Genomic DNA, 22,835 nt, shown 5'->3' with positions numbered 1-22,835 from the left:
TTGATATAGTCTAGGTCTTCTTTATGAATGGATTGTTTAGAAATCATGCGTTGGATGTCACTCATCGGGGCACTGACTTGGGCAGTGCTTTTGTCAGGATGTGGAACCCTCAAAAATGTCAGGTCTTTCAGTCGGGAGTATCAGGGGCCGGCGGTGGGCGAGCGGGCGCAGTTGCGGGTTTCAGTACGAGAGGGCATGGTGCGGGGCGTGCCGGGAAGAGACTGTCTGGATTGGGATCAGGCAGGTTCTGGAGTGATTGCGATTACCCACGGTGGCTTTGCCGATCCAAAATTCACACCATTGCCCATGCCCGCACCATCAATGCCAACGCAGAAGTTCCGCAGCGAAGGTAGTTATGCGGAGGGTGAAGTCTATATACCTGCTGGCAAGCCCATGACCTTGCATTATCTCTCGCCTGGTTATTGCTTTCTTAGCCTGACATTTGATGCTGAGCCGAATGCCAGCTATGAGACGACATTCAGCAGGGACGAGAAGTACTGTTGGTATCATGTGTTGAAAATCAAGGAAGGCGAAGGCGGCCTCACCGTTGCAGAGAAAGTGAAAATCCGGCCTCCGCAGTGTCGGACGCAGGCCACGCCAAATCCTTGATAGGGGGCATGGTGTAGAGTCTTAGTCTGGAGTGAGTACTGAGAGGGGGTATATGGCTCCGCTCGGTGTCGATGCCTTTACATGGGGCGGGCGAGTGAGGCTGTACGGTGCACGGAAGACCGCTACCTGACACCTGCTCTTGGCAGGGTATTGCAGCAGGCGATGCGGGGTTAAGCCAGCCTCGGGATGAGCATTCGCACTGAGTAAACGCCGCTCTCTCCGTCGTGTCGCTTGGTCAAGCAGGCACTCGCAAAACCTTATAAGGCCCTCACCCTTCCCGATAGTATGCTGCAGGGGTGTCGCCGGTCTGGCGGCGGAACCAGGCGACGAAGGCGCTCTGGCTGCTAAAGCCACAATGAAACGCGGCATCCAGCCCTTTCCGGCCCTCGGCCAAGGCGGTTAGTGCCGCAAACAGGCGGGCCTGGTCCCGCCAGCGGGTGAAAGGTAGACCGGTCTCCCGCGTGAACAGGCGATGCAGGCTGCGTTCGCTCATGTCCAGTTCGCGGGCCCAGGCGGTGGCGTTGCGTGGGTCGGCGGGGTGGTCGCACAGCGTCTGGCATAGCCGCTGCAAGACGGGGTGGTGTGGCAGGGGCAGGTGCAAGGGCAGGGTGCTGGCGCTGTGCAGTTCGTCGACCAGCAGTTGCCGGATGCAGCGTGCGCGGTCGGTCTCCGGGGTCGCGTGCGGCAGCTGCACCGCAGCCAGCAGCAATTCACGCAGCAAGGGGGAGACATGCACCACCCCGCTGCGGGCGGGCAGCTCGGGCATCAGCGTGGTGTCCAGATAGACTGTGCGCATCTCGACGGTACCCGCCATGGTGACGTTATGCCGCAATCCAGGCCGCATCCACAGCGCCCGGCTGGGGGGGATGACATAGCTGCCGGCTTCGGTTTCCACTTTCATTACCCCGTGGATGGCGTAGAGCAGCTGCCCGCGTGGATGGGTGTGCCACCCGGTGCTGCTGCCGCTGGGCCAGTGGTTGTCCAGCGCAATCAGTGGCGAGGTGAGGTGCTGGAAGTCCAGCCGTTTGCGTGGGGTAGCGGTAGGCATGGCCGATTGGCGACATATTCTGTCTGATTGACGTGATACAGACGAGTGTAGCATGCCTACACTGGGTGGCATGACGACACCTGCCTGCACCCTGACCGCCCGACCTGATCAACCCGCTTCGCTGGAAACCGCGCTCGTCCACCTGGGCCGTGACTCGGCAGCCGCCAGCCACGCGGTGAATCCCCCGCTGGTGCGCGCCTCGACTTTATTGTTCCCGACGTTGGCTGATTTCAAGGCCAGCAACGGCGGCTGTGTGTTTGAGTCGCCTCGCTATGGCCGCTCCGGCACCAGCACTCAGTTTGAATTGCAGCAGGCAATGGCCCGGTTGAGCGGGGCGGAAAGCTGCATCGCCACCCCTTCCGGTTTGAGCGCGATCTCTGCCGTGCTCGGTGCGCATGCGCGGCCCGGCGGGCTGATTCTGCTGCAAGAAGGCGTATATGGGCCCACACGCACGCTGTGTGATCAGGTGCTGGCACCGCTGCAGTGCCGGGTGGAAACCTTCTGCAGTGCGGAAGAGCTGGCAGGCAAGCTGACGGCTGCCAGCTCCCTGGTGTTCATCGAAGTGCCCGGTTCGCTCACCATGCAGATGGTCGACGTGGGCGCGGTGTGTGCGCTAGCAGCGGCGCAAGGGGTGCCGGTGGCCTGTGATGCCACTTGGGGTACACCGCTGTTCTTTGATGCCCACCGACATGGTGTCGATATCGCCATTCATGCCGCCACCAAATACCTCAACGGGCACTCGGACGTGATGCTCGGCTTGATCACCGGGTCGTATGCCGCGCTGGAGGCGACCCGCAACGGGTGCGACCGCACGGGAAGCCACGTGTCTGCAGATGCCTGCTGGCTGGCCCTGCGCGGCCTGCGCACCTTGCATCTGCGCATGCCGCGCCACCATGCCAGCGCCTTGCAGGTGGCACAGTGGCTGGCGCAACAGCCGCAGATCGAGGGGTGCTGTTCCCGGCGCTGCCCACCGACCCCGGCCATGCCTTGTGGCAGCGTTATTTCACCGGCGCACCGGGGCCGTTTACTGTGGAGCTGGCCCCCTGCAGCGAACCGGCGTTTACCCGCTTCATCGAGTCGCTGCAGTGGTTTGGCCTCGGCACCAGCTGGGGCGGCTTCGAGAGCCTGGTCATGCCTGCCATCCCGCACCACCTGCGCGGCTTGCCGGTGCAGCCGGATGCCGGGCGGCTGCTGCGCTTGCATATCGGGCTGGAATCGCCGGACGATTTGTGCCGGGACCTGGCCGCGGCTCTGCCGCTCTTGCAGGGCGGTGCGGGCTAACCAGCGCGGGCATGCTTGCTGCGCTCCGCGCTGGTGGATGGTTTCAGCCCTGACCCGATGGCTGGGGTGGTTCGATAAAGCGGTAGGCGATGCTGCGTGTCGGGGTCGGGCGGTGCCGGTGGTGCTGGTTGCGCCACTCGGCCAGTTGGGCATCGGCTTTGCAGCTGGCGAAATCCGGCCAAGGGTGTGGCCGACGCAGGCCGAGCTGTTCGGCAAAGAAGCTGCTGACGGTGGCCAGTGCCGGTAGCGCTGGGCAGTGGCTTTCCAGAAACAGGAACTGGCCTTGCTCGTTGACTTCGAGAAAAACCAGCTCGTCCTGCGGGGTGACCACCAGATCCAGGCTGCCAAAAGCCAGACCCATGCCTTGCATGAAGCTGCGGATGCGGGCGCGATCATCCGCCTTGAGCTCGCAGGGCTCCATCCTTAACTGGCCCTGCTGGGTTCGCCAGTCCGTGCTGGAGGCTGCTTGCTCTTGCGAGTGGATGCGGGCCGCCAGGATATGGGTGCCGCAAACCAGCACCCGCAGCTCATGCGCTTTCTCGATGCGTGCCTGATAGATGCCGGGGCTGGACTGGATGGCTTGATCGTCCTGCAGGTCCTTGAGGCAGACCCGGCTGGTGGGCAGGCTGCGGGCAGGTTCGTCCTGCCAGCTGGCGGGGGTGAAGGTCTTGTAGATCAGGTCGTCCTGATGTTGCTCGCAGAAAGCGCGCACCTGCTGCGGATGATTGCTGATCAGGGTCGGCGGGATGGCAAACCCGGCACGCTGTGCCATCAGTAGTTGCTTGCCTTTGCTGTTGCTCTCGACGTGTGCATTCAGCGGGTTCACCCAGGGGACATCGGCCAGTACGGTTGCCAGCCAGTCCCAGACATTGCGGATCATGCCGCTGGCTTGCTCGATCACAAATCCCAGGTCGGCAGGGTGGATGTGGCTGAAGTCCAGATACGGGGCTGCGCGCATCATGCGGCGACACCAGACGGCCTTGACATGCTGCAGCGGCAAATCCACACGCTCCCCTTTCAGGGTGTGGACTTCCAGCCGGTGTGTCTGCAGCTCGGTGGGGTTGAGGCTGATGGTGCCCTGGCTGGGGAAGGCTGTGGGATCCCACAACCAGCTATCCAGCCCGGCCCGGCGTAGCGACCACATTACGGCAAGGGCATGGTCGTCGCGCAGCGGGGCGATGATGAGTAAACCCATATCTGGTGTCCTGTGTCCGGGGGAAAGAAGCCCCCTCCGAAGAGGGGGACTAACGTCAGGGCTTACGCATTGTGAAAGATGGCGTCCTGGCGGCTAGCGATGATGGTGGTGTAGGACTCGTAGTAATGATCTTCCGAATTCCAACGCCAGCCTTGCTCGTAGGGGCTGGTCATGGTGGGTTCCTGCCAAGGCTGAGCAGGAGGGTTTGGCTTTAGCCCTCCCGCTACCTGGTGGGTTTCTTCCATGCTCAACTCTTGTGAGAGCCGATGGGCGAGGGTGCGACTTTGCAGTTCAGTCATGTGTGTTTCCTTTATTGTTTAGTAAAAAACAAATCGGGTTCATGTTGTTTTGGTATAACCAAAAAATGACCCGTGCTGATCCTGCCTTTCGACTACCCCCTTGGCAAGCTGCTGCGGACGTCAGGGTATTGAAAAATATTGAATACAGTAGCCAGAATCTGTGCGCCTCAGTGCTGAATGAATCGCTGACTGATTTCCCGGCCGACTGGCCGCCTGCAGGCGGCTTGCGCTTGCACCTGCGTTGCCCCTGGCGGTGTCAGAAAAGGGCTCAAGCCTGACAAGAGGCGAGCCCGGCTCCGGATGCGTGCCACCCTGCCTGGGTGCGGTTTGTTTAGTATTGTTTCTTGAAAAACTGCCCCCTCCTGCGAGGGGGCAGTGTCCTTTAGCCATGCACAATATTGTCGATGCTGCTTGGAACGGAAGTAACCTGTGCCTGATAACTGTGGGTGGTTTCGTTCCACTGCCAGCTGAACTCAAATGGATTGGTCAGCGTGCGCTCGTTCCAGCCTGGCGAGAAGTAATGCCCGTTGGGGTTGAAGCCACCTGCGACTTGTTCCAGTTCTTGCGCGCTCAGGTTCTGTGCGAGTTGATGGGCCAGCGTACGGCTTGTTGATGCAGTCATGTGTTGCCTCCAGGTTTTGTAGTAATGGGCTTTGTACGACAGGACCATATCCGGCTTTGGATAGCCTCAGCCGGGTGGTCCCGTGTCTATCGTCATGCGCGCGTCTTTGCTATTCAAGCAATTTCACTGACTAAATTATTAAAATTTGTTAAACAAAAGATATCAATTTATGAAATCGTGTATTGATGCGGCAATAAAGGCATGCCCACATTCTTTTTGCTGTGGTAAAAACAAGACAAAAGACAGCGTGATAGGTCACGCTGTTACATGTGAATAGCGCACTGGATAACCCATGCGAAGGAAGGGACTAAGGCAGGGTGTGCTGGGGTAGAGGGGGGGGGCGACCCGCTCTTGTGAGGCCATCCGTGCGACATGACGGAATCGGGGCGGTTTATATTGCCTTCCACTCTACACGAAAGGTACGCTGTCGCTAGACCCGGATCACCCGCTGTACCGCCTGCTGCAGCTGGCTGAAGCTGGTCTCCAGCTCGGCGCGCTGGTTGGTGATCAGGCAGTGGATGTCGGCACTGCGGCACCAGCTGATGCGGCTGCGCAGGCCGATCTTGCTGTAGTCGGCAAGCAGGATGCGCTGCTGGGCGTGCTCGGCCATGGCGCGGGCGACGGCGGCCTCTTGTGCGTCATAGCTGCTGGCACCGAATTCGACTTCGATACCCACCGGGGAGAGCAGGGCGAGGTCGGCACGGTAGCGGGCGATCTCAGCCACCGTCTGCGCACCAATGGTGGCCGGGGCGCGCGGGTTGGGCTGGCCGCCGAGCAGGATCACCTCATGGCGGGGCAGCTGGCCTTCACTGCCCCGTAGCGCCAGCGCCACGTCGATGGCATTGGTGATGATGGTGAGGTTAGCCAGCCGTGCCAGCTCTTCTGCCAGCAGCGCGGTGGTGGTGCCCGCGTCGATGAACACAGTTTGTCCCTCGCTGAGCAGGCCGACGGCAGCGCGCGCCAGCGCCCGCTTGGCTTGCACCTTGCTCTGTGCGCGCTCGGCAATCGGGGCCTCGTCCTCTACCCGGATGGCGCCACCGTGTACCCGTTTCAAGCTGCCTGCCGCCTCCATCTCCAGCAGATCGCGCCGCACGGTTTCACGCGAGACCCCCAGCTCCGCCACGATACGGTCGGTACTCACCCGCTGCTGGGTTGCCAGCAGCGCGCGGATGCGCTGGTGCCGTTCCTGATGCCACATAAGCCTCTCCTCGTGCCTGCGGTGTTCTGTGTGCAGATCCATTGTGGGGCGGGTGGTATCGTGGTGCAAGCGAGGTCGGGTTTGGATAGGGTAAGCGTCGCTTTGGTGTTGTTTTTGTGCTTATATGTGCAATATTGTATTTTTGTGTATTTTATGAAATGCAAATGCACAAGGACACCGCCGCTGAACCGACCTGTGTGAAGGTCGACACTACAAGGAGTGCCGCAATGAAGGGGATCAAACGCTGGATGCAGGCTGCCGTACTGGCCGCGCTCACCACCGGAGCCACCGGCCTGGCTGGAGCCACCGAACTGAAACACTGGCCACCGGAAGCGGCGGCCAAGCTGAATGCCCTGATTGCGAGCAATGCCAACAAAGGGGCCTATGCGGTGTTCGACATGGACAACACCAGCTACCGCTACGACCTGGAAGAATCGCTACTGCCCTTTCTGGAGATGAAGGGCGTGCTCACCCGCGACAAGCTGGACCCCTCGCTGAAGCTGCTGCCCTTCAAGGACACGCCGGAGTTCAAGGAAAGCCTCAATTCCTACTACTACCGCATGTGCGAGGTGGACGATCTGGTGTGCTATCCCTGGGTGGCGCAAGTGTTCTCCGGCCTGACGCTGAAAGAACTCAAAGGCTATGTGGATGAGCTGATGGCCTACAACAAGCCCATCCCCATCAAGTACTACAGCGAAGGCAAGGTGGTGGAAGGCACAGTCAACCCGCCCAAAATCTACAGTGGCATGCAGGAGCTGTACAACAAGCTGCAGGAAAACGGCATTGAGGTCTACGTGATGACCGCCGCCAGCGAAGAGCTGGTACGCATGGTGGTGGCCGACCCGAAGTATGGCTACAACGCCAAGCCGCAAAACGTGATCGGCGTGAACCTGCTGCTGAAGGACAACAAGACCGGCGAGCTCACCACCTCCCGCCTGCAGATCAAGAAAGGCAAGTACGATCAGGCGCGTAACCTCGACCTGACCCTGACCCCCTACCTGATGAATCCGATGACCTGGTACGAAGGCAAGATGGGCACCATCCTCGGCTGGATCGACCAGTGGAAGAAGCCGATCCTGGTGGGCGGCGATACCCCCATCTCCGACGGCTACATGCTGCTCAACGGCGTGGACGTGGAAAAGGGCGGCATGCGCGTGTGGGTGAATCGCAAGGCCAAATACATGCCGCAAATGCAGAAATGGTGGGAAGAATCCGCCAAGCGCCAGCAAGCCCTGGGCCAGGCCGTGACGGCAGACAAGAACTGGGTGGTGGTGAAACCGGAAGAGATTCAGTAAGCCGGTGTGGCAGTCAAGGTAGAACGGCGGGCTGCGGCCCGCCGTTGTTTATCTGGACTGACCACCTTGCTGTGGTACCCGTGCCGCACCAAAGATATACGGCAGCAGCTGGGCGATGTTGCGGGCATCGTCGATGCCGCGGTGGTGGGTGCCAATGAAGGTCAGCCCGGCTAGTTCTACCGCCTGACCCAGCCCCAGTGGGCGGGGAAGATGCTGCTGGTGGGCAAACTGCCGTTTCACGTTCAGATGGCCGGAGCGCATCGGGTAAGGCACCCGATGCAAGGCGCAATCCTGCTCCAGCTGTGTACGGTCATAGTCGCCCCACGAGCAAAACAGGTAATCCGGAAACCCGCTCAGCCAGGTTTTCCAGTGCGCGCAGACTTCGGGGAAGGTAGGCGCGGCGTCCACCTCCGCCTGGCTGATATGGGTCAGCCCGCTACAAAAAGCAGTCAGCCGTGGGTGGCGCTGCGGTCGCACAAAGGATTGAAACTCCCCCACTATCCCCAGCGAGGCTGACTCCACCATCACCGCGCCCACCTCGATGATCTCCATTTCCTGCCGTGGCACACTGCCCTGATCGCAACAGGTGGCTTCAAAATCGACCAGCAGATAGTGGGTAGGGGTGTAAGGGCGATCCATGCGCATGTGGTCTGTCGGGGTAACGGGCAGGCTAAGATCTCACTGCCCGGCAGGGGGTTCCCACAGCTCTACCTTGTTGCCATCCGGGTCCATCACCCAGCCAAACTTGCCATGCTCGGAGACCTCGGTTTCTTCCAGCACCTGACAGCCCTCGCTGCGCAAGGTGGACAGCAGATTGTCCAGATCAGCGACGCGAAAGCTGATCATGAAAGGGGCCGGGCTGGGGGCCATGTAGGCCGTGTCTTGCTCGAAAGGGCACCACAAGGTCATACCCGGCGTGCTCTCCGGCCCACCCCACTTGAACAACGCCCCACCCCAATCCCCCACTGGCACCCCCAGATGCTGCCGATACCACGCCCCCAGCCGTTTGGGGTCGGCTGACTTGAAAAAGATACCGCCGATACCGGTGACGCGCTGCATGGTGGGTTCCTGAAGGGGAAGTGAGCATCAGGCTGCCATGATGGGTGAACGTGGTCAATGGGGGCTTAATGTCGTGACCCTGACTTGACCGGATGGTAGGCGATGTCGGATACCGATACCTTAACGTCAGTTAATTCATGCTGTTGCAAGCGATAGCGTAGTTCCCACAAGAGCTGCTTGGGTTCGGGATGATTTGGCCCGATGATGATATGCGCATCCGGTTGGCGCAGCAGGAAAGGCTCGGTTTCATCGTACAGGAAACCGGCTTCATCCATTTTCACTGCCGGGTCATCCAGATAGCGAAGTTGCAAGCTGCGCCACTCCTCTTCCGTTGAGTATTGTTTGTCTTTGTAAAGGTAAATGATTTCAAGGAAAAGTTCGACAATGCAGGTTTCAATTTCGGTTCTGATACTCTCTTTTTGCACCTCTTGAGCTTCTTCTAGGGTTTTTTCCATTGCAGCTAAGACATTCAGTAAATGCTCGTTGAGTGTACTCAGTACCTCCATAATGGTTTTATCATCATAGATAACCTTGAAAATAGGCGGACGTTTCGGCTGGCCGTTGAAGTCAATATTGCGGAGCCCGGTTCCTCTCCACAGTGCGGCATCATTGTGCTTGCTCTCACGGTCGATAGGGTCTGGGTAGAGGGTAAACCCAATGCTGCATCCGGTAGCCTCCTGACCATAAAAGCGCCATAGGTTCAGATTGTCGTTTCCTTCGTGCTGTGCGGAAAAGCAGGTGATATACATGGAGGGATGCTGATGAATCTGTGCAGAGTGGGCCTCTTTTTTGTGGCCTTTGGATGAAATATCGTTATAGTGCTTGTCGAATAGTTCGTTAAGTTTTATGGAGCAATGTTTCGCGGCTTCCAGAGCTTCGTTTTCACCATCATCCGTAGGTGAATGATAATGGATGTCATGAAAATTCAATAAGCGCCGACCCTCAGAAGGGTCATTCATTTTGCTGGAGTGGTAGCGGCGGAGCTTGTCTTGTGTTCCCGGTTTGCTGTTTATCGACTTTGCAAGATCAAAAAATTGCTGCTCAAGATCGGTGTTGGCTGTTTCGCACGCTACAATATTGAGAATACGCTGCTCTGCCGCGGTTGGTTTGGACTGGGCAGTCAGAAGCTTGGCAGGTAAAGTGCTGCTGCCATAGTGAGCCAGGCCTTGGGTTTTGTTTTGGCAGGTATGGTGAATTTCCCTGATATGACGAATCCCGTGATCCAGATTCTCCAGCATGCTGATTAAATGATCCAGGGTTCCACTATCGGAAACGCTGTAACCCTTTGTCAAGGAAAATAGCAACTCTGGTATGGCTGTACTTGTTTCTAGCTTTTCCAAGGCCAGCCTGCTTCCTTTTGTTGCACGATCCTTTATTAATTGATATGCATCATTGCGTGCTTTTATGTCGACTCGTGATGATAATATTTCATATGCCGCGTGAATTGATTTATCATCGGTATAATTCATATAGGTATAGGCTGTGCTTATGGCATCCTTTGGAGAGGTTTTTAATTTATTGGCTATTGTAAATTCTACAGCTAGATTCTCTCCCATTTTTTCTGCTGCATCATAGTGTTCAAGCGCCTCATGATACATGTCCAATTTTTCTAGAAATAACCCTATGAGGATATGAAGGATTGGTTTTCCTGTGACATGGAAGGCATCTTCGCACCAAATCTTGGATTCCTCAAGAAGCTCATTTTGTTGGCTGTGAGTAAGTATTGTAAGGAAGAAGGAAGTAAATTCTGGATGCTCAATTAGCTCCCTGTTTGTACGTTTTTTTGCCAGAGTCTCACAAAGTGCGACCGGGTTTTTGGTAATCCAGTATTGTAGGGCCGGGCCTGAAGGCCATTCACCTTGCTCTATCCTCCGCAGGACATCATTTTTTTCCATGATATATTTTCCCAATCCGCCTGCTTCTGTCATTTTTTGCTTCCTGATCATTGGATTTTGGGTTTCGGCCCTTTACCTTCGCGCAGGCACGGTGTCACCATTCTGCATGGCAAGCAGGTCTGCTGCGGCGGCAGGCCCGCACAGTTTAACGCGTGTTGTTGTGTACCGTATTGCTGGGGCGATCTGGACTTCAACAACTAAACGGAAAATACCGTTCCGTGCGAGTGCTGCCGTCGGGTAGCAGCGTGAGCCATTGCTCGCCGAGACGGACTTCATGAAAGCCGCAGCCGAGGTCGCGGAAGTCATCAAAATCCTGCGGGTGGGTTGGCTGGGCGGCAAAGGTGTACACGCGGTAGCGCGGCCCGGCTGGGGTGTCGATGCGGGTCACGGCGTTACCGGTGCGGGTGAGGGCGGCCAGGCTGCCGTTCACCTGCCCGGTTTGCCGCAAGGTGCCGTCGGGCTGGCGGGTGTAGAAGTGCAGGATGCCATCCGGGGTTTCGCCAGCCAGTCCCAGGCCGCCGGTCTGGTCTGGTGCGGTCAGGCAGCTGCCGTTGCGCAGGCGGTGAGGCTGCACCAGCAAAGGGGTGAGGTCCAGACCGTACAGGCGACATGTCTGGCCGCCCATTTCGGTGACAAGGTAGGCCGCATTGCTGGAGGGAGGGAGGTGGGGGACCGCCGGGAGGGCTTGCGGTAGCAGACGCAGGCTGTGAAAGCCCGACAGCACTTGTCGCTGGCCATCTCCACTGAACAGCATTTGCTGCTGGCCATCGTCGGTGAGCAGGTAGTGAGGCGACTCCTGTCCATCATCGCTACTGAGGTAAAGCTCCGAGATGCCCAGCCAGCGTGGCGCCAGCACCTCTTGCAAGGTCATCAGGTTCAGTACGCCGTGGCCATCGCGCCCCTGCGGGGCTGAGGCATGAACGACCACGTTGGTGAGCGGGTACACCAGATGTTCCGCCTGCAGGGTCGAGCTGGTGAACTGCCTGGCATAGCGATGAGGGGATACTGCCTGTAGCTGCCCCTGCTGAAAGCGGACATAGAGATCATGTTGATCGCCGCCAGACCCACTGCGCAATGTGTAGAGCCAGCCAGTATCCTTTTGCGAAACCAGCTGGATGTGGCTGCTCAGATAGGGGGGCAGCGGGTAGGGCTGGCCTGCCGGGTTGAGTAGGCGCAGGCAGCCACCATCGCGTACTTCATAACCATACTGGTTGGCCCCCAACTTGATGGGTTCGATCGAGGCATACCATTGCCGCTGCCAGCGCAGACGGTATTGGGAGCGGCCATCCGGCCCGGCGCGGTGGCGGACATTGCGCTGCCAGACCGGATCTTTGACCCACGCCCCCTTATAGCCGGTGGGTGTTGCACCGGGGTAGGGTTCCGGTACCTCATCCGTCTGCAGGTTGCACTCAGTGATGCCGACTGTGCTGGAGTCTGGTTGGGGTGTCGGGGTAAGGGCGTGTGCCCCCGTTAATACCATCAGCAGCAGGGCGCAACCAAAACGCAAATAGGCAATGGGCATGAGGAGGCCGGAAGGTAAGGACATTGGCATGGTAACGTGCTGCCGGCCTTGCAGCAATCAGGCTAGTCAGCCGCAGGGGTGTCACGGCTGAGCGAGGCCTGCACCTGCTTGGCCCGCCCCTTGGCGGTCTCGACCGGGTATTTTTCCGCGTTCAGCCGCATTTTCTCTACCGCTGCTGCCAGCGGGTCGATGCCGGTGACACTGCAAAAGCGTAGCAGGTAGAGCAGGATGTCGGCCACCTCATGACGGGTGGCGGTTTGCTGGGCGAGGTCGTAATCGGCGAAGGGGCGCTGGCCGTCTTCCCACTGGAAGATTTCCACCAGCTCGGCGGCTTCCACACTCAGCGCCATCGCCAGATTCTTGGGGGTGTGGAAGGGCTGCCAGTCGCGTTCCGTGGCAAAGCGCTCCAGATCGGAGATGAGCTGCTGCAGGGTGGTCATGCGGGTCTCGGTGTGTGTGGATGGGCGGACTGTAGCATGGCGCAGGGCGACGTGCAGGGCCTCCGGTGCCGAGATGCTGCGGGTGCTGGCCGTCAGTGCGTCCAGCCTTCATCGTGTACCGACAATTTGCGGCGCAAGGCCCGCAGGATCGGGCCAATCAGCGGCAGCTTGTGCAGCAGCTCCTCGGCGGAATCCCAGTAGTCGCGGTGAAGGGTGACCAACCCATCCGGTCCAAACTGCAGGTGGCTGCTGCCGTGCAGCTTGTAGGCTTTACCGCCGCGCTGGAAGTGAAAATCCCAGGTCAGGAAGGCCTGATCAGCGTCGAGCAGTTGCTGCAGGATGACAAAGCGGGGCGCCTCCAGTGTCTGGAACATATGCCGGAAAATGTCGAGAATGGCCCAGCGGCCCTGTACCGTGTTGAACGGATCTTTGAAGCGGGCACTGCTGTGGTAGTAGCGATGGATGTGTTCCAGGCTGTCTGGCGTCAACTGCTGATACCAGTCCACCAGCGCCTGCAGACATGCCCTCAGGTCCGTATCAGGTGTCTGAGTAGCGGCAGCCTCAACCAGTAGGGGAGCAGGGCGATCAGCTTGATCCATAGCGTAAACCTTTTGGGAAAGTGGATTTCAAATTGGCCGCGCTCCAGCCCCGCCAGCATGCGTTGGGCAGCGGCTTCCGGGCTCAGGAGGGCGGGCATGGCAAAGGTGTTCTGCGCCGTCAGGCGGGTGGCGACAAAACCGGGGTTGATCAGGTAAACCCCCAGACCATGGTCGTGCAGTTCAACATGCAGCAGCTCGGCCAGGTTGATCAGCGCCGCCTTGCCGGGCCCATAGACGCTGGCACCGGGCAGCCCCAGACAGCCCGCCACGCTGGCGACCAGCGCAATGCCGCCGCTGCGGCGTGCCATCATCGCGGGCAGCACCGTCTCCAGCGCGTAGTAGACACTGCTCAGATTGGTTTCCAGCGTGTGGCGGACCTGCTCATGCTGCAGCTCCCAGCAGCGCTGCGGGCGATAGTCGGCCGCGCAGAACACCAGCAGGTCCGGCACCTGTGGTTGCAGGCGGTACCATGCTTGCTGCCAGGACTGCGGATCACGCACATCCAGTGGCAGGATCAGACTGCGGGGCGCACCCCCCGCAACCTGCTGCAGCGCGGTTTCGCGACGTGCAGACAAAATCACCTCGGCGCCCCGCGCCAACAGGGCTCTCGCCAGGGCCGCACCGATGCCGCTGGAGGCACCAATGACCCACACCCGCTGGCTGCGCCAGTCACGTATCGGTGGGTTGGGTGGCGTCAGCAGCATGATGGCTTAAGCCGCGCAGTGCGGGCAGGCGGGCAGAGATACAAGGCGCGTGTTCATGCTGGCTGTGCCTGCAGCAGGAATTGGGAGACACCGGTACGGCCTTCGTCGAAGCCCGCCTCGCAATAGCAGTAATACAGTCGCCAGATGCGAATGAATGCCTCATCAAAGCCCAGCTGGCGGGTTGCCTGCAGCGTATGCTCAAAGCCCTCGCGCCAACGGCGCAAGGTCTCGGCGTAGTCCGGACCAAAGTCCAGCCGGTTCAGTGTCTGCAGCCCGCACTGAGCGGCGGTGGATTCAAAGCGTTTGCAGCTGGGCAGCATGCCGCCAGGGAAAATGAATTCCTGGATGAAGTCACTGCGGCTGCGGTAGCGGTCATAGTGTCGATCGTCGATGGTAATGCTTTGCACCAGCGCTTGGGCACCCGGCTTGAGCAAACGCTGCAGGGTGTGGAAGTAGTCACGCCAGTAGGCCTCGCCGACGGCTTCAAACATCTCGATGGACACAATGGCATCGTACTGGCCGCTCAGATCACGATAATCCTGTAGCGCCAGTGTCACCTGCGGATAGTCGGCCAGCCGCTGCCGGGCAAAAGCCAGCTGGGCCTCGGAAAGGGTAATGCCATGAACGGCGATGCCTTGCCGCGCCGCGTGCTCGGCAAAGCCCCCCCAGCCACAGCCGATTTCCAGCACCCGCATGCCGGGGCGCAGCTGAAGTACATCGCAGATACGCTGGTACTTGGCGGCTTGCGCCTGGGACAAGGATTGCGTGCAGTCGCCGTTGAACCAGGCGCTGGAGTAGGTCCAGCTGCTGTCCAGCCACAGCTGATAGAAGGCATTGCCGAGGTCATAGTGGGCGTGGATGTTGCGACGGCTACCGGACTTGCTGTTGCGGCGCAGGCGGTGCTTGAGCGCATACCACCAGCGGGCAGGCAGGCTGCCGCTGAGGGTGGTCCGCAAGGCAGATTCATTGCGGAGCGCCAGTCGCAGCAGGGCGGTGAGGTCGGGGGAGTCCACCAGTCCGTCGCGGTACGCTTCGGCAAAGCCAATGTCACCGGACAGCAGCAGTTTGCGGCAAGCCGACCAGTCGTGCACCGTGAGTTCGGCTTCAGGGGCGGCACCGTGCTGGCCGAGCCGCAGGGTGTCCCCCTCCGGCGTATGCAGTTGCAGGCTGCCGTGCTGCAACCGCTTCAGGCGACTGAGTAGCAGTCTGGCGAAGGGTGGCAGCATGCGATAAGGCAGGTTGATGGCGCGGGAGAGGGGCATCAGGGGTACTCCTGTCCATGACTGATAGGCTGTTCAGGGGGGTGCGGTTTGCCAAACCAGGGCACTCGCTTGATCCACAGCCGCAAGGCTTGCCAGTGGATGCGGCTGATGATGGCCAGGGCATCCAGCGGTTGCCGCAATACCATGCGGCGTGCCGCTGCGGCGGTCAGTGGCTGCAGCGGGCCGGAGATGCTGGTCTGGAGCAGCGCACCGTGGGGATCGTGATAGTCGATACGCATCAGCATGCGTTCCGGGGTTTCGGCCAGGCGGAACTGGTAATGACCTGCCACCTGGCAGAAGGGGGAGACGTGCAGCTGTTTGCGGCAGGTCAGCACGCTGCCTGAGGTAATGGGCTCGCCACCCGGCCGGGCCAGCAGATAGGCATGGTGTTCGCCGAAGGTATTGTTGACCTCGGCCAGTACCGCCACCAGCTGGCCCGCGCAATCGTGGCAGTACCAGAAGCTCACCGGGCTGAAGGCATAGCCCAGCACCCGTGGAAACGTCTGCAGCCAGACCTCGCCATCGGCGGGCAAGCCTGCAGCGCGTAGCTGCCGCTGTATCCAGGGCAGCAAGGGCGAGCCATCGCGCGGCCCATAGTCGCGGGTGCGCAAGGAGAGTGGCCGCCAGCAGTCCACGCCAAACCAGCGGTTGCTCACCCTGTCCAGTGCGGCAAGCCGCAGGCGGATGGCGCAGGCCGGGTAGCGGAAGCGATGCTGCACCGGCCGCAAGCGCTGATGCATCACCAGACCCGGGATTAGGTAGGCATCATGCATCAGACACCCCCTGCGCCCAGGCCGGCAGTGGGACAAAATGCCGGGCCACATTCAGGGCAGACTTCAGACCGTCCTCATGGAAACCGTAGCCGGTCCAGGCGCCGGCATACCAGCAGCGCTGCAAGCCCTGCAAGATGGGCAGGTCCTGCTGGGCCTGGACGGCGGCCCGGTCCAGCAGCGGGTGTTCATACTCAAATTGTCCGTAAACCTTGGACGGGTCGGGCTCGCGAACCGGATTCAGGGTCACGATCACCGGTGACGATACCGGCAGCGGCTGCAGCTGGTTGAGCAGGTAGCTGACGCATACTGCACGGGTGTCCGATTGGGTTGATTCAGCCAGGAAATTCCAGGCAGACCACACCGGCTGGCGCTGCGGCAACAGCGCCGGGTCGCCATGCAGCACTGCGGTATTACGCTGGTAACGGACGGCACCGAGCACGCTGCGCTCCACCTCGCTGGCATCTTGCAGCAGGGCCAGGGTTTGTGGCGCATGGCAGGCAAAGACCACGGCATCGAAATGTTCCGTGCCGGCATCACTGACAATGCGGACGCCATCCGGCCCCCGTGTCACGCTGCGCACCGGTGTGGAGAGGCGTACATCGGTGAGGCGTTCCAGCATGCGTGTTACATACTGGCGTGCACCACCCGGCACGGTAAACCAGCGTGGGCGATGCCGGATCTGCAGCAGGCCGTGGTTCATGCAAAAGTGCAGGAAGGTCGCCGCCGGAAAGTCCAGGATTTCACGACTGGGGCTGGACCAGATGGCGGCTGCCATCGGCACCAGATAGCGGTCGCGGAAGGCCTCGCCATAGGCTTCCTTTGCCAGCAGCTCGTCCAGCGTACAGGCTTGTTTCAGCGCTGTATCCAGCAGGCGGGGGGCAGCGGCATTGAAGCGCAGAATGTCATACAGCATACCCAGAAAACGGGGAGACAGCAGCTTGCGGCGCTGGGCAAACACGGTGGCGAGATTGCGACCGGCCCACTCATCCTCTCCCTGATCCAGTGACACACTGAAGGACATGTCGGTGCTGCAAGTGGGGATGCCCAGCTCGGCAAACAGGGCAATCAGATTGGGGTAGGTCCGCTCGTTGAACACCAGAAAGCCGGTATCCACTGCAAACTGCTGACCCTCCAGCGACAGGTCTACCGTATGGGTATGCCCGCCGACATAGTCCGCCGCTTCAAACAGCGTCACCTCATGCGCCGGGGCCAGCAGCCAGGCGCTGGCCAGACCGGAGATACCGGAGCCAATGACGGCGATACGCTGGCGTGCAACGGGTAAGGGGCTCATCTTTGCTTCCGTTCTGACGCATTCCGATAAAACTGCTTGGCACCCTGCAGCAGAGTGCTTATAGTCATCTTATAACCACGAAGTAAAAAAAGCTACTAATGAGTAAAAGATCATACCAATGAGTATTTTTGGCAAACTCAGCTTCAAGGATCAGGCCTTCAAGCTACGTGAACAGGCCGTGCTCGACGCCACCACCACCCTGCTGGCCAGCAAGGGCTTTGACTTGATGACCATGGATGATGTGGCAAGCGAGGCCGGTATCTCCAAGCCCAGCCTGTACAAGCATTTCAAATCCAAGGAAGACCTGGCCACGGAAGTGATGATCCGGCTGCTCGATGGTGCGCTGGATTACCTGAAGCAGCTGGACCCGGCGCAGGGCGGCAAGGCCCAGCTGGCCAGCCTGCTGGAGTGGGCACTGCGGGTGCGCCTGCAGGGCGGCTTGCCCTTTTTGCCCTCCGCCAGCCAGAACGTGAAAGCGATGCTCACCCGCAGCCTGCGCTACATGACCCGCGTGTACAAGCTGCACAAGCAACTGCAAGGCATGGTCGAACAGGCCAAGGCCGCCGGAGAGATGCGCAAGGATTTACCCACCGATGCCATCCTCTACGCCTACTACGCCCGCACCTGCGACCCGGCAGTGGACTATATGAAAGACTACAGCCGCTACAGCGATGACGACATCGTACGATACATGCGCACACTGTTTCTGGATGGCGTGGCGTAACACGCTGCCGCCGCCACGAACTACAGCCGCATGGAGAGCAAGCCGCAGCCGATCAGCGCGCCGCCGGTGGTATTGCGGAACCACAGGCGGCCGCGCTCGGTGAGCAGCAGGCGGCGCATGGCGTGCGCCAGCAGCGCGCAGATCAGGAACACCACAAACACCACCAGCAGGAACAGCGGCCCCAGCACCAGCAGCTGCGGCAGGGCCGGGCGCTTGGCATCCAGAAACTGCGGGAAGTACATGATCAGGAAGCCGATGATCTTGGGATTGAACAGCGTCACCCCCAGCCCCTGCAGAAAAGCATTGCCCGGCTTGCTGGCGGGCTGATCTGCAGACGTGCTCACCGGGCTGCGCAGCTGTGCAATGCCCAGCCAGATCAGGTACACCACCCCCACCCATTTCAGGGCCGTGAACGCCAGCGCCGAGCTGTAGAGAATGGCACCCACGCCGGAGAGCGCCAGCACCAGCAAAATGGCATCCGCCAGCACCGCACCCAGGCTGGTCTGCACACTGGTGGCAAAGCCGCGGTCTACCGCGTGCATCATGATCAGCGCCATCGAGGGGCCGGGCATGAAGCTGACAATCGTGGTGGCCAGGATAAAGCTGAGCAGGGTGTCCATCATCGACTCCAGGCAGGTAAGGATTAGCGCAGCAGCCCGAGGCTGCCAGTGAATTTGTTGACCAGCTTGCTGCTGCCATGCACGGCCAGCCCCAGATAGCGCACCTCGCTGCTTGGCGTGGCCGCCAGATGCGCCGCGTATTCGGCATAGCTGCGGGTGCTGCGGGTGGCATCGGTCAGGTCCACCACCGTGAGCTCCGGCTCATGTGCGCTCAGCGCGCTGCGCATCTGCTGCAGGCCATCGGCACTGCCTTTCAGGATGGGAATGGCGGCGGTGGTGATGCCCCGGTGCGGCAGGCCATCGGCATCCTGCAGGTCATGCCCCACCAGCTCCGGCACCGCTTTACCCAGGCTCACCGCCAGCACCGCTGCGGCATTGGCGATCACCCCCAGCGGCAGCTCCGGGTCAATCACGATCACACACTTCTGCTCCGACATCTTCGCTCTCCTATTTTGTTACTAATCGGTAACATGATTCGATGTTATGATACTGATCAGTAACAAGTCAAGAGAAACTGTATGAGCGACAAAACCCCACGCCGGACGGTGACCAAAGCGCAGGACGCCCAGCAGCGCATCCTGGAAGCGGTGGATGCGCTGTTCTATCAGGAAGGCGCGCGCGCCGTGAGTGTGGATGAAGTGGCCAGCCGGGCCGGGGTGAACAAGATGGCGGTCTACCGCCAGTTCGCCAACAAGGATGAGCTGCTGCTGCGCTACCTGCAGCGCATGGATGAGGTGTTCTGGGCCTACTTTGCCGCCGCCGAAGCCGCCCACCTCGGCCAGCCCCGGCTACAGATACGACAATTCTTTGTCGACCTCGCGGGCCGCGCCGCCAAGCCCGGCTTTCGCGGCTGCCCCTTCGTCAACATCGCCAGCGAATTCACCGACCCGCAGCACCCGGCCCGCAAAATGGTGGCAGACAGCAAAGCCCGCCTGCTCGCCCGCCTGCACCAGCTCTGCCAGCAAGCCCAGCTCCCCCCCGCCCGCGCCGACGCGCTGGCCCTGCTCATCGAAGGCGCCTACGCCGCCAGCCAGACCTACGCCCCGCAACACCCGGTGGTGCAGGCGATGGTGGAGACGGCGGAGCGGATGCTGGAGGGGTGAGGGGGATGGTCCGCTGGGGTAAAGTAATGCCTTGTCAGGGATGGTTGAAAACAGTTGGAGGAAATTTAATGTACGTGCGATGGTTGCTGGTTTTGGCTGCCGTATCTTTCCCGCTCTATGTAAAAGCAGAGTTTGATAATAACGATTGCCTGAACCAGACGGAGGAAACAAACCCTGCTAAGAAATTCAACCTTATTCCCGATAATGCATGGGTTGAGGTGCCTTATTCAACATTGGATGCGGCCAGATTTTACCTTGGAGCGAATGCGTACTATAAAATGCAAAAAGGGGATGAGCGTTTTTTCTTTAGCAGAGCGGAGACCCTAAAGGGCGAAGGCAGTTTTTATTTAATTAAAGCACTCTATGTGCACCCCGGGGTGCGAGGCTTTAATTTGTGTGAGAAGAATGGAACAATTAAAATTGTTAGCCTCGGTGTGGGGGTTAATTATAGAAAGAGAGAAACAGTGCTGATGATAAAGCTAAAGAGTTCACCTAAAGGTATTGTTCAGGAATTTTCAGTAGTGCAGTAAATTAAAGCTTCTCCAAATGCCCCTAAACATGGCATGGCTTTAGTGTTGTGCAATACGTTCAATTTCTATAGTCCTATAACTCGGGTTCGTTTAAAGAGAAAAACAAAAAACCTTGAGCACGCAGCAGCCACCATGGTGACGCGCCTGACAGGACTTCCTCTACCTGCAGTGTGAATGGTTTGCCTTCAATAAATCTGGGTGCCAGACGTGCAAGCCGCTTCATCGTCTTGGATTTCGCCGCAGCAATAGCGCGTTGTTCGGAGAGCGCCAGTACAAACTCGTTATGGTAGAAGCCCTTTTCTTCAGCGTCCTCACCTAGAAGGAAGGGCTCACCAAGCAGCTGGATGCAAAATACCTGGATCAATCTGGGGCTCCTGTATTGAAAGGCGCATTTGTTTTGGACTGTGCAGCGGACCCACGAGCTGACGCGCTTGCGAGATGCTGACCCCGGGAGCAATCCGCATGCCGTACCAGATCGGGAGAGGTGTACGTTAAACGTGGCGAACGAGGGGTGTCAACGTGAGGCGTGGCATGACGGGCCCAGCCCGGAGAGGGTATCTGAAACTGTGGAGGAGGGCAGCAGGTGAAACTGTTGGAGCGGTGGTTGGCACTGGTGCAGCAGGAGCAAACGGTCCATCAGAATGGGGATGATATCAATGACGAGGCGATTGAAAACCTGTTTCGCTTTTCCCCGGATGATGCCCATCTGTCCGAATTGAGCCTGGCGGGTTTGCAGGATTTCATGGCGCAGGTATGCCAGCATTATGCTGCGGTACTCTCGCGTAGCACTGATGCCGCGCCGATGATGCTATATGGCTGGCATGATGCACAGGTGCGGCAACTGCGCTTTAGTTTGGTATCGTCCAGTCACGGTCGTTTGCCATTTTCCTGTCGCTACCGGATGACTAATGAGGTGGAGCCATTGCTGGAGCAGATTCTGCTGGGCGACTGGCACAATCCGGCGTGGCCACAGCCGGTGCCGGGTGTTCCTATCGCAGACGAGCTGCTAGTGTATTGCTGCGATCTGGAAAAAGCAGGTCGGTAACGGGGTAGACATCCTGCTTCATGGTGCAAGCATGGGGGCCATTACCATATTAGTGCACTTTATGTCGACTTTGTCTTGCTCTGGGTTTCTGGCTGTGGCCCTTAGGCTTTTTCCCTGTAAACCATGGTTTAATAATTAACCACCAAGTACCAAGAATACGCCATACCGTATAACACCAGCCCAGGAAGAAAGTGAGCACTGCCAGTTTGCGTAGATCAAGCCAAGCAAACAGTAATGTGAGCAGTATCGTAGTCGTTACAGCGATGAATGATGTTGCGACTTTCCGGATATACGCTTTCAGTAAAGCATTTTCCTGCTTCGGGTGAGGGGGCGGAATCTTTTTTGGCATGGTTTCAGGATACCTTGGGGAATGGTTAAAGCCGGGGTAATCACCACAAGGGGTTCCCCAACCCCGCGTCTTATTGGCCTTGCTGTGCGGTGTCATTGTAACCCCGGGACACAGGATGTGCCTGTGCCTTCTGTGACACCTTGCTCATCCGTAAGGCTGCCATCTACCTCAAACCACCTTCATCAAACCATAACTTGACGGTAACACCGGGAAATGACAGCCTCAATGCAGCCACCAGCAGCGTGGCTTATGAGCCTGCCGAGGTGAGGCGGGCGGTGTCTGAATCCGGCATAGGGAGCCATCATGAGTGATACCGCGAATCCGCAAACCCTGATCGAGCGCTATCTGGCCTGCTATAACGCCTTTGATGTAGAGGGCATGCTGGCCTTGCTGTCGGATGAGGTGCATTTTGAGAACCATAGCGGCGGGGCGCTGACGGTGAGTACCGATGGGCGTGAGGCGTTCCGGGCGCTGGCGGAGCAGGGCAAGGCTTTGTTCCGTGAGCGCGAGCAGCGGGTGACGGCATGGCAGCTGTCGCCGGAAGCGGCGGTGGTGGCGATCGACTACCGGGGCACGCTGGCAGTGGATTTGCCCAATGGCATGACGGCGGGCAGTGTGCTGGCGCTGCAGGGGCAGTCTGAGTTTGCCTTCTCGGGCGGCAAGATCAGCCGCATCATCGACCGTAGCTGATTCCGCGCTTCCCTTTTCCCGCAGGCGGTCGGCCTGCGGGTGTCATTCCCGTTTCAGATAGGCATGCAGGGCGCGCTCGGCTTCTTCCAGCAGGCCGGGGTGCTGCTGTGCTTCGTGGTGCAGCGTGGGGATTTGCTTGAGCTGCTGCAGCACAAAGTGCGCGCGCAGGCGGTGGCGCTCGGCGGGTTGCGCCGGGTGCAGGCGGGCGAGCAGGGCGGTGAGCTGCAGTAGCAGGGCGTCGCGCAGTTGTTGGCGACGGCTGTGCGGGTCGGCTGCGTCGACCAGGGCGAGGGCGATGGCGCGCTCCTGCTGCATGAGCAGCATCAGTGCGAACAGTTGCCGCGCCAGTTGCCGGGGTGTCAGCGTCGCCTCAGCCTGAATCGCTTGCATGCCCTGCAGCAGCCGGTCGGCATAGCGATTGATCACGGCATCGGCCAGCAGTGCCTTGTTGGGGAAGAACTGGTAGAGCGAGCCGATGGGGGCACCGGCACGGCGGGCGACTTCGCTCATGGTGGCCGCCGTGTAGCCGTGCTCGTGGAAGACCTCGCTGGCGGCATGGAGCAGGGCATCCACCCGCTGGATACCCCGGCTGCGCTGTGGGATTTTGGCTTGCGGGTCCGGGCTTGTTTTTTGTGAGGGTATGCTCATATAATTTGTGAGACATTGCTCATAAACAGGGTGA

General features: G+C 59.5%; 27 protein-coding genes and 1 pseudogene. 9 read left to right on the top strand and 19 right to left on the bottom strand.

The features are described 5' to 3' along the window. Positions 1-45 precede the first annotated feature (45 nt). Positions 46-609: a hypothetical protein gene (locus ACE3O2_RS00790; protein ID WP_374334398.1), complete on the top strand. Its 564-nt coding sequence runs from the start codon at positions 46-48 to the stop codon at positions 607-609. A gap of 268 nt (positions 610-877) precedes the next feature. Here the strand turns inward: ACE3O2_RS00790 and ACE3O2_RS00785 are convergent, their stop codons facing one another. Next, the gene (locus ACE3O2_RS00785; protein WP_374334397.1) at positions 878-1,657 is read right to left on the bottom strand and encodes a helix-turn-helix domain-containing protein; all 780 of its coding nucleotides are present in this window, start codon (positions 1,655-1,657) and stop codon (positions 878-880) included. A gap of 52 nt (positions 1,658-1,709) precedes the next feature. Here ACE3O2_RS00785 and ACE3O2_RS00780 point away from each other — a divergent pair. Then, a pseudogene (locus tag ACE3O2_RS00780) lies at positions 1,710-2,543 on the top strand (PLP-dependent aspartate aminotransferase family protein); the annotation flags it as partial. Between the two features lie 32 nt (positions 2,544-2,575). After that, positions 2,576-2,938: a PLP-dependent transferase gene (locus ACE3O2_RS00775; RefSeq protein WP_374334396.1), complete on the top strand. Its 363-nt coding sequence runs from the start codon at positions 2,576-2,578 to the stop codon at positions 2,936-2,938. Between the two features lie 43 nt (positions 2,939-2,981). On the opposite strand, the gene ACE3O2_RS00770 is transcribed toward ACE3O2_RS00775, so the two are convergent. From ACE3O2_RS00770 to ACE3O2_RS00755, 4 genes are all read right to left on the bottom strand, one after another. Next, complete coding sequence (locus tag ACE3O2_RS00770; protein WP_374334395.1) at positions 2,982-4,133, bottom strand: RimK family alpha-L-glutamate ligase; 1,152 nt, start codon at positions 4,131-4,133, stop codon at positions 2,982-2,984. A 62-nt stretch (positions 4,134-4,195) separates the two neighbouring features. After that, positions 4,196-4,432, bottom strand: coding sequence for a hypothetical protein (locus tag ACE3O2_RS00765; RefSeq protein ID WP_374334394.1), 237 nt, complete (start codon positions 4,430-4,432; stop codon positions 4,196-4,198). Between the two features lie 382 nt (positions 4,433-4,814). After that, complete coding sequence (locus tag ACE3O2_RS00760; RefSeq protein WP_374334393.1) at positions 4,815-5,054, bottom strand: hypothetical protein; 240 nt, start codon at positions 5,052-5,054, stop codon at positions 4,815-4,817. Between the two features lie 430 nt (positions 5,055-5,484). After that, entirely contained in the window at positions 5,485-6,252 is a 768-nt protein-coding gene (locus ACE3O2_RS00755) for a DeoR/GlpR family DNA-binding transcription regulator (protein ID WP_374334392.1), read from the bottom strand. Positions 6,253-6,479: 227 nt separating this feature from the next. Here ACE3O2_RS00755 and ACE3O2_RS00750 point away from each other — a divergent pair, with 227 nt between their 5' ends. Continuing rightward, on the top strand, positions 6,480-7,547 hold the full coding sequence (locus tag ACE3O2_RS00750) for a haloacid dehalogenase-like hydrolase (RefSeq protein WP_374334391.1): 1,068 nt from the start codon (positions 6,480-6,482) through the stop codon (positions 7,545-7,547). A gap of 48 nt (positions 7,548-7,595) precedes the next feature. On the opposite strand, the gene ACE3O2_RS00745 is transcribed toward ACE3O2_RS00750, so the two are convergent. From ACE3O2_RS00745 to ACE3O2_RS00700, 10 genes are all read right to left on the bottom strand, one after another. Then, complete coding sequence (locus ACE3O2_RS00745; protein WP_374334390.1) at positions 7,596-8,192, bottom strand: exonuclease domain-containing protein; 597 nt, start codon at positions 8,190-8,192, stop codon at positions 7,596-7,598. 33 nt (positions 8,193-8,225) lie between these two features. Further along, the gene (locus tag ACE3O2_RS00740; RefSeq protein ID WP_374334389.1) at positions 8,226-8,606 is read right to left on the bottom strand and encodes a VOC family protein; all 381 of its coding nucleotides are present in this window, start codon (positions 8,604-8,606) and stop codon (positions 8,226-8,228) included. A 65-nt stretch (positions 8,607-8,671) separates the two neighbouring features. Continuing rightward, positions 8,672-10,534 carry a DUF2971 domain-containing protein gene (locus ACE3O2_RS00735; RefSeq protein ID WP_374334388.1) on the bottom strand — a complete coding sequence of 621 codons (1,863 nt, stop codon included), beginning with the start codon at positions 10,532-10,534 and terminating at the stop codon, positions 8,672-8,674. A gap of 157 nt (positions 10,535-10,691) precedes the next feature. Beyond that, the gene (locus ACE3O2_RS00730) at positions 10,692-12,023 is read right to left on the bottom strand and encodes a hypothetical protein (protein ID WP_374334387.1); all 1,332 of its coding nucleotides are present in this window, start codon (positions 12,021-12,023) and stop codon (positions 10,692-10,694) included. A gap of 62 nt (positions 12,024-12,085) precedes the next feature. Continuing rightward, the gene (locus ACE3O2_RS00725) at positions 12,086-12,463 is read right to left on the bottom strand and encodes a nucleotide pyrophosphohydrolase (protein ID WP_374334386.1); all 378 of its coding nucleotides are present in this window, start codon (positions 12,461-12,463) and stop codon (positions 12,086-12,088) included. A 92-nt stretch (positions 12,464-12,555) separates the two neighbouring features. Then, positions 12,556-12,969, bottom strand: a complete 414-nt coding sequence (locus tag ACE3O2_RS00720) for a nuclear transport factor 2 family protein (protein WP_308418692.1) — start codon at positions 12,967-12,969, stop codon at positions 12,556-12,558. A 20-nt stretch (positions 12,970-12,989) separates the two neighbouring features. Next, complete coding sequence (locus ACE3O2_RS00715; RefSeq protein ID WP_374334385.1) at positions 12,990-13,766, bottom strand: SDR family NAD(P)-dependent oxidoreductase; 777 nt, start codon at positions 13,764-13,766, stop codon at positions 12,990-12,992. Between the two features lie 53 nt (positions 13,767-13,819). Further along, on the bottom strand, positions 13,820-15,028 hold the full coding sequence (locus ACE3O2_RS00710; RefSeq protein WP_374334384.1) for a class I SAM-dependent methyltransferase: 1,209 nt from the start codon (positions 15,026-15,028) through the stop codon (positions 13,820-13,822). After that, on the bottom strand, positions 15,028-15,801 hold the full coding sequence (locus ACE3O2_RS00705; RefSeq protein ID WP_374334383.1) for a DUF1365 domain-containing protein: 774 nt from the start codon (positions 15,799-15,801) through the stop codon (positions 15,028-15,030). Before ACE3O2_RS00705 ends, ACE3O2_RS00710 begins: the two co-directional genes overlap by 1 nt. Next, on the bottom strand, positions 15,794-17,092 hold the full coding sequence (locus ACE3O2_RS00700; RefSeq protein WP_374334382.1) for an NAD(P)/FAD-dependent oxidoreductase: 1,299 nt from the start codon (positions 17,090-17,092) through the stop codon (positions 15,794-15,796). The genes ACE3O2_RS00705 and ACE3O2_RS00700 overlap by 8 nt, the downstream gene beginning before the upstream one ends. Positions 17,093-17,210: 118 nt before the next feature. Here ACE3O2_RS00700 and ACE3O2_RS00695 point away from each other — a divergent pair, with 118 nt between their 5' ends. Then, positions 17,211-17,816 (top strand): TetR/AcrR family transcriptional regulator, encoded by a 606-nt coding sequence (locus ACE3O2_RS00695; RefSeq protein WP_374334381.1) that lies wholly within the window; start codon positions 17,211-17,213, stop codon positions 17,814-17,816. A 20-nt stretch (positions 17,817-17,836) separates the two neighbouring features. Here the strand turns inward: ACE3O2_RS00695 and ACE3O2_RS00690 are convergent, their stop codons facing one another. Next, positions 17,837-18,436, bottom strand: coding sequence for a LysE family translocator (locus ACE3O2_RS00690; RefSeq protein ID WP_374334380.1), 600 nt, complete (start codon positions 18,434-18,436; stop codon positions 17,837-17,839). Between the two features lie 23 nt (positions 18,437-18,459). Next, positions 18,460-18,873: a DUF2000 domain-containing protein gene (locus ACE3O2_RS00685; RefSeq protein WP_168875965.1), complete on the bottom strand. Its 414-nt coding sequence runs from the start codon at positions 18,871-18,873 to the stop codon at positions 18,460-18,462. Between the two features lie 81 nt (positions 18,874-18,954). Between ACE3O2_RS00685 and ACE3O2_RS00680 the strand changes: the two genes are divergently transcribed. Both ACE3O2_RS00680 and ACE3O2_RS00675 read left to right on the top strand, forming a co-directional pair. Continuing rightward, complete coding sequence (locus ACE3O2_RS00680) at positions 18,955-19,539, top strand: TetR/AcrR family transcriptional regulator (RefSeq protein ID WP_374334379.1); 585 nt, start codon at positions 18,955-18,957, stop codon at positions 19,537-19,539. A gap of 5 nt (positions 19,540-19,544) precedes the next feature. Continuing rightward, entirely contained in the window at positions 19,545-20,069 is a 525-nt protein-coding gene (locus tag ACE3O2_RS00675) for a hypothetical protein (protein ID WP_374334378.1), read from the top strand. A gap of 73 nt (positions 20,070-20,142) precedes the next feature. Here ACE3O2_RS00675 and ACE3O2_RS00670 read toward each other — a convergent pair whose 3' ends face one another. Beyond that, positions 20,143-20,433 carry a hypothetical protein gene (locus tag ACE3O2_RS00670; protein WP_374334377.1) on the bottom strand — a complete coding sequence of 97 codons (291 nt, stop codon included), beginning with the start codon at positions 20,431-20,433 and terminating at the stop codon, positions 20,143-20,145. Positions 20,434-20,652: 219 nt separating this feature from the next. Here ACE3O2_RS00670 and ACE3O2_RS00665 point away from each other — a divergent pair, with 219 nt between their 5' ends. Continuing rightward, positions 20,653-21,114 (top strand): hypothetical protein, encoded by a 462-nt coding sequence (locus ACE3O2_RS00665; RefSeq protein WP_374334376.1) that lies wholly within the window; start codon positions 20,653-20,655, stop codon positions 21,112-21,114. 652 nt (positions 21,115-21,766) lie between these two features. Next, positions 21,767-22,153 (top strand): nuclear transport factor 2 family protein, encoded by a 387-nt coding sequence (locus ACE3O2_RS00660; protein WP_168875961.1) that lies wholly within the window; start codon positions 21,767-21,769, stop codon positions 22,151-22,153. 42 nt (positions 22,154-22,195) lie between these two features. On the opposite strand, the gene ACE3O2_RS00655 is transcribed toward ACE3O2_RS00660, so the two are convergent. After that, positions 22,196-22,801, bottom strand: coding sequence for a TetR/AcrR family transcriptional regulator (locus tag ACE3O2_RS00655; RefSeq protein WP_374334375.1), 606 nt, complete (start codon positions 22,799-22,801; stop codon positions 22,196-22,198). Positions 22,802-22,835 lie beyond the last annotated feature (34 nt).

Source organism: Leeia sp. (assembly GCF_041909055.1).
GTDB lineage: Bacteria > Pseudomonadota > Gammaproteobacteria > Burkholderiales > Leeiaceae > Leeia > Leeia aquatica.
Note: the sequence above shows the minus strand (reverse complement) of the source record. Positions and strands in the feature narration are given on the sequence as shown.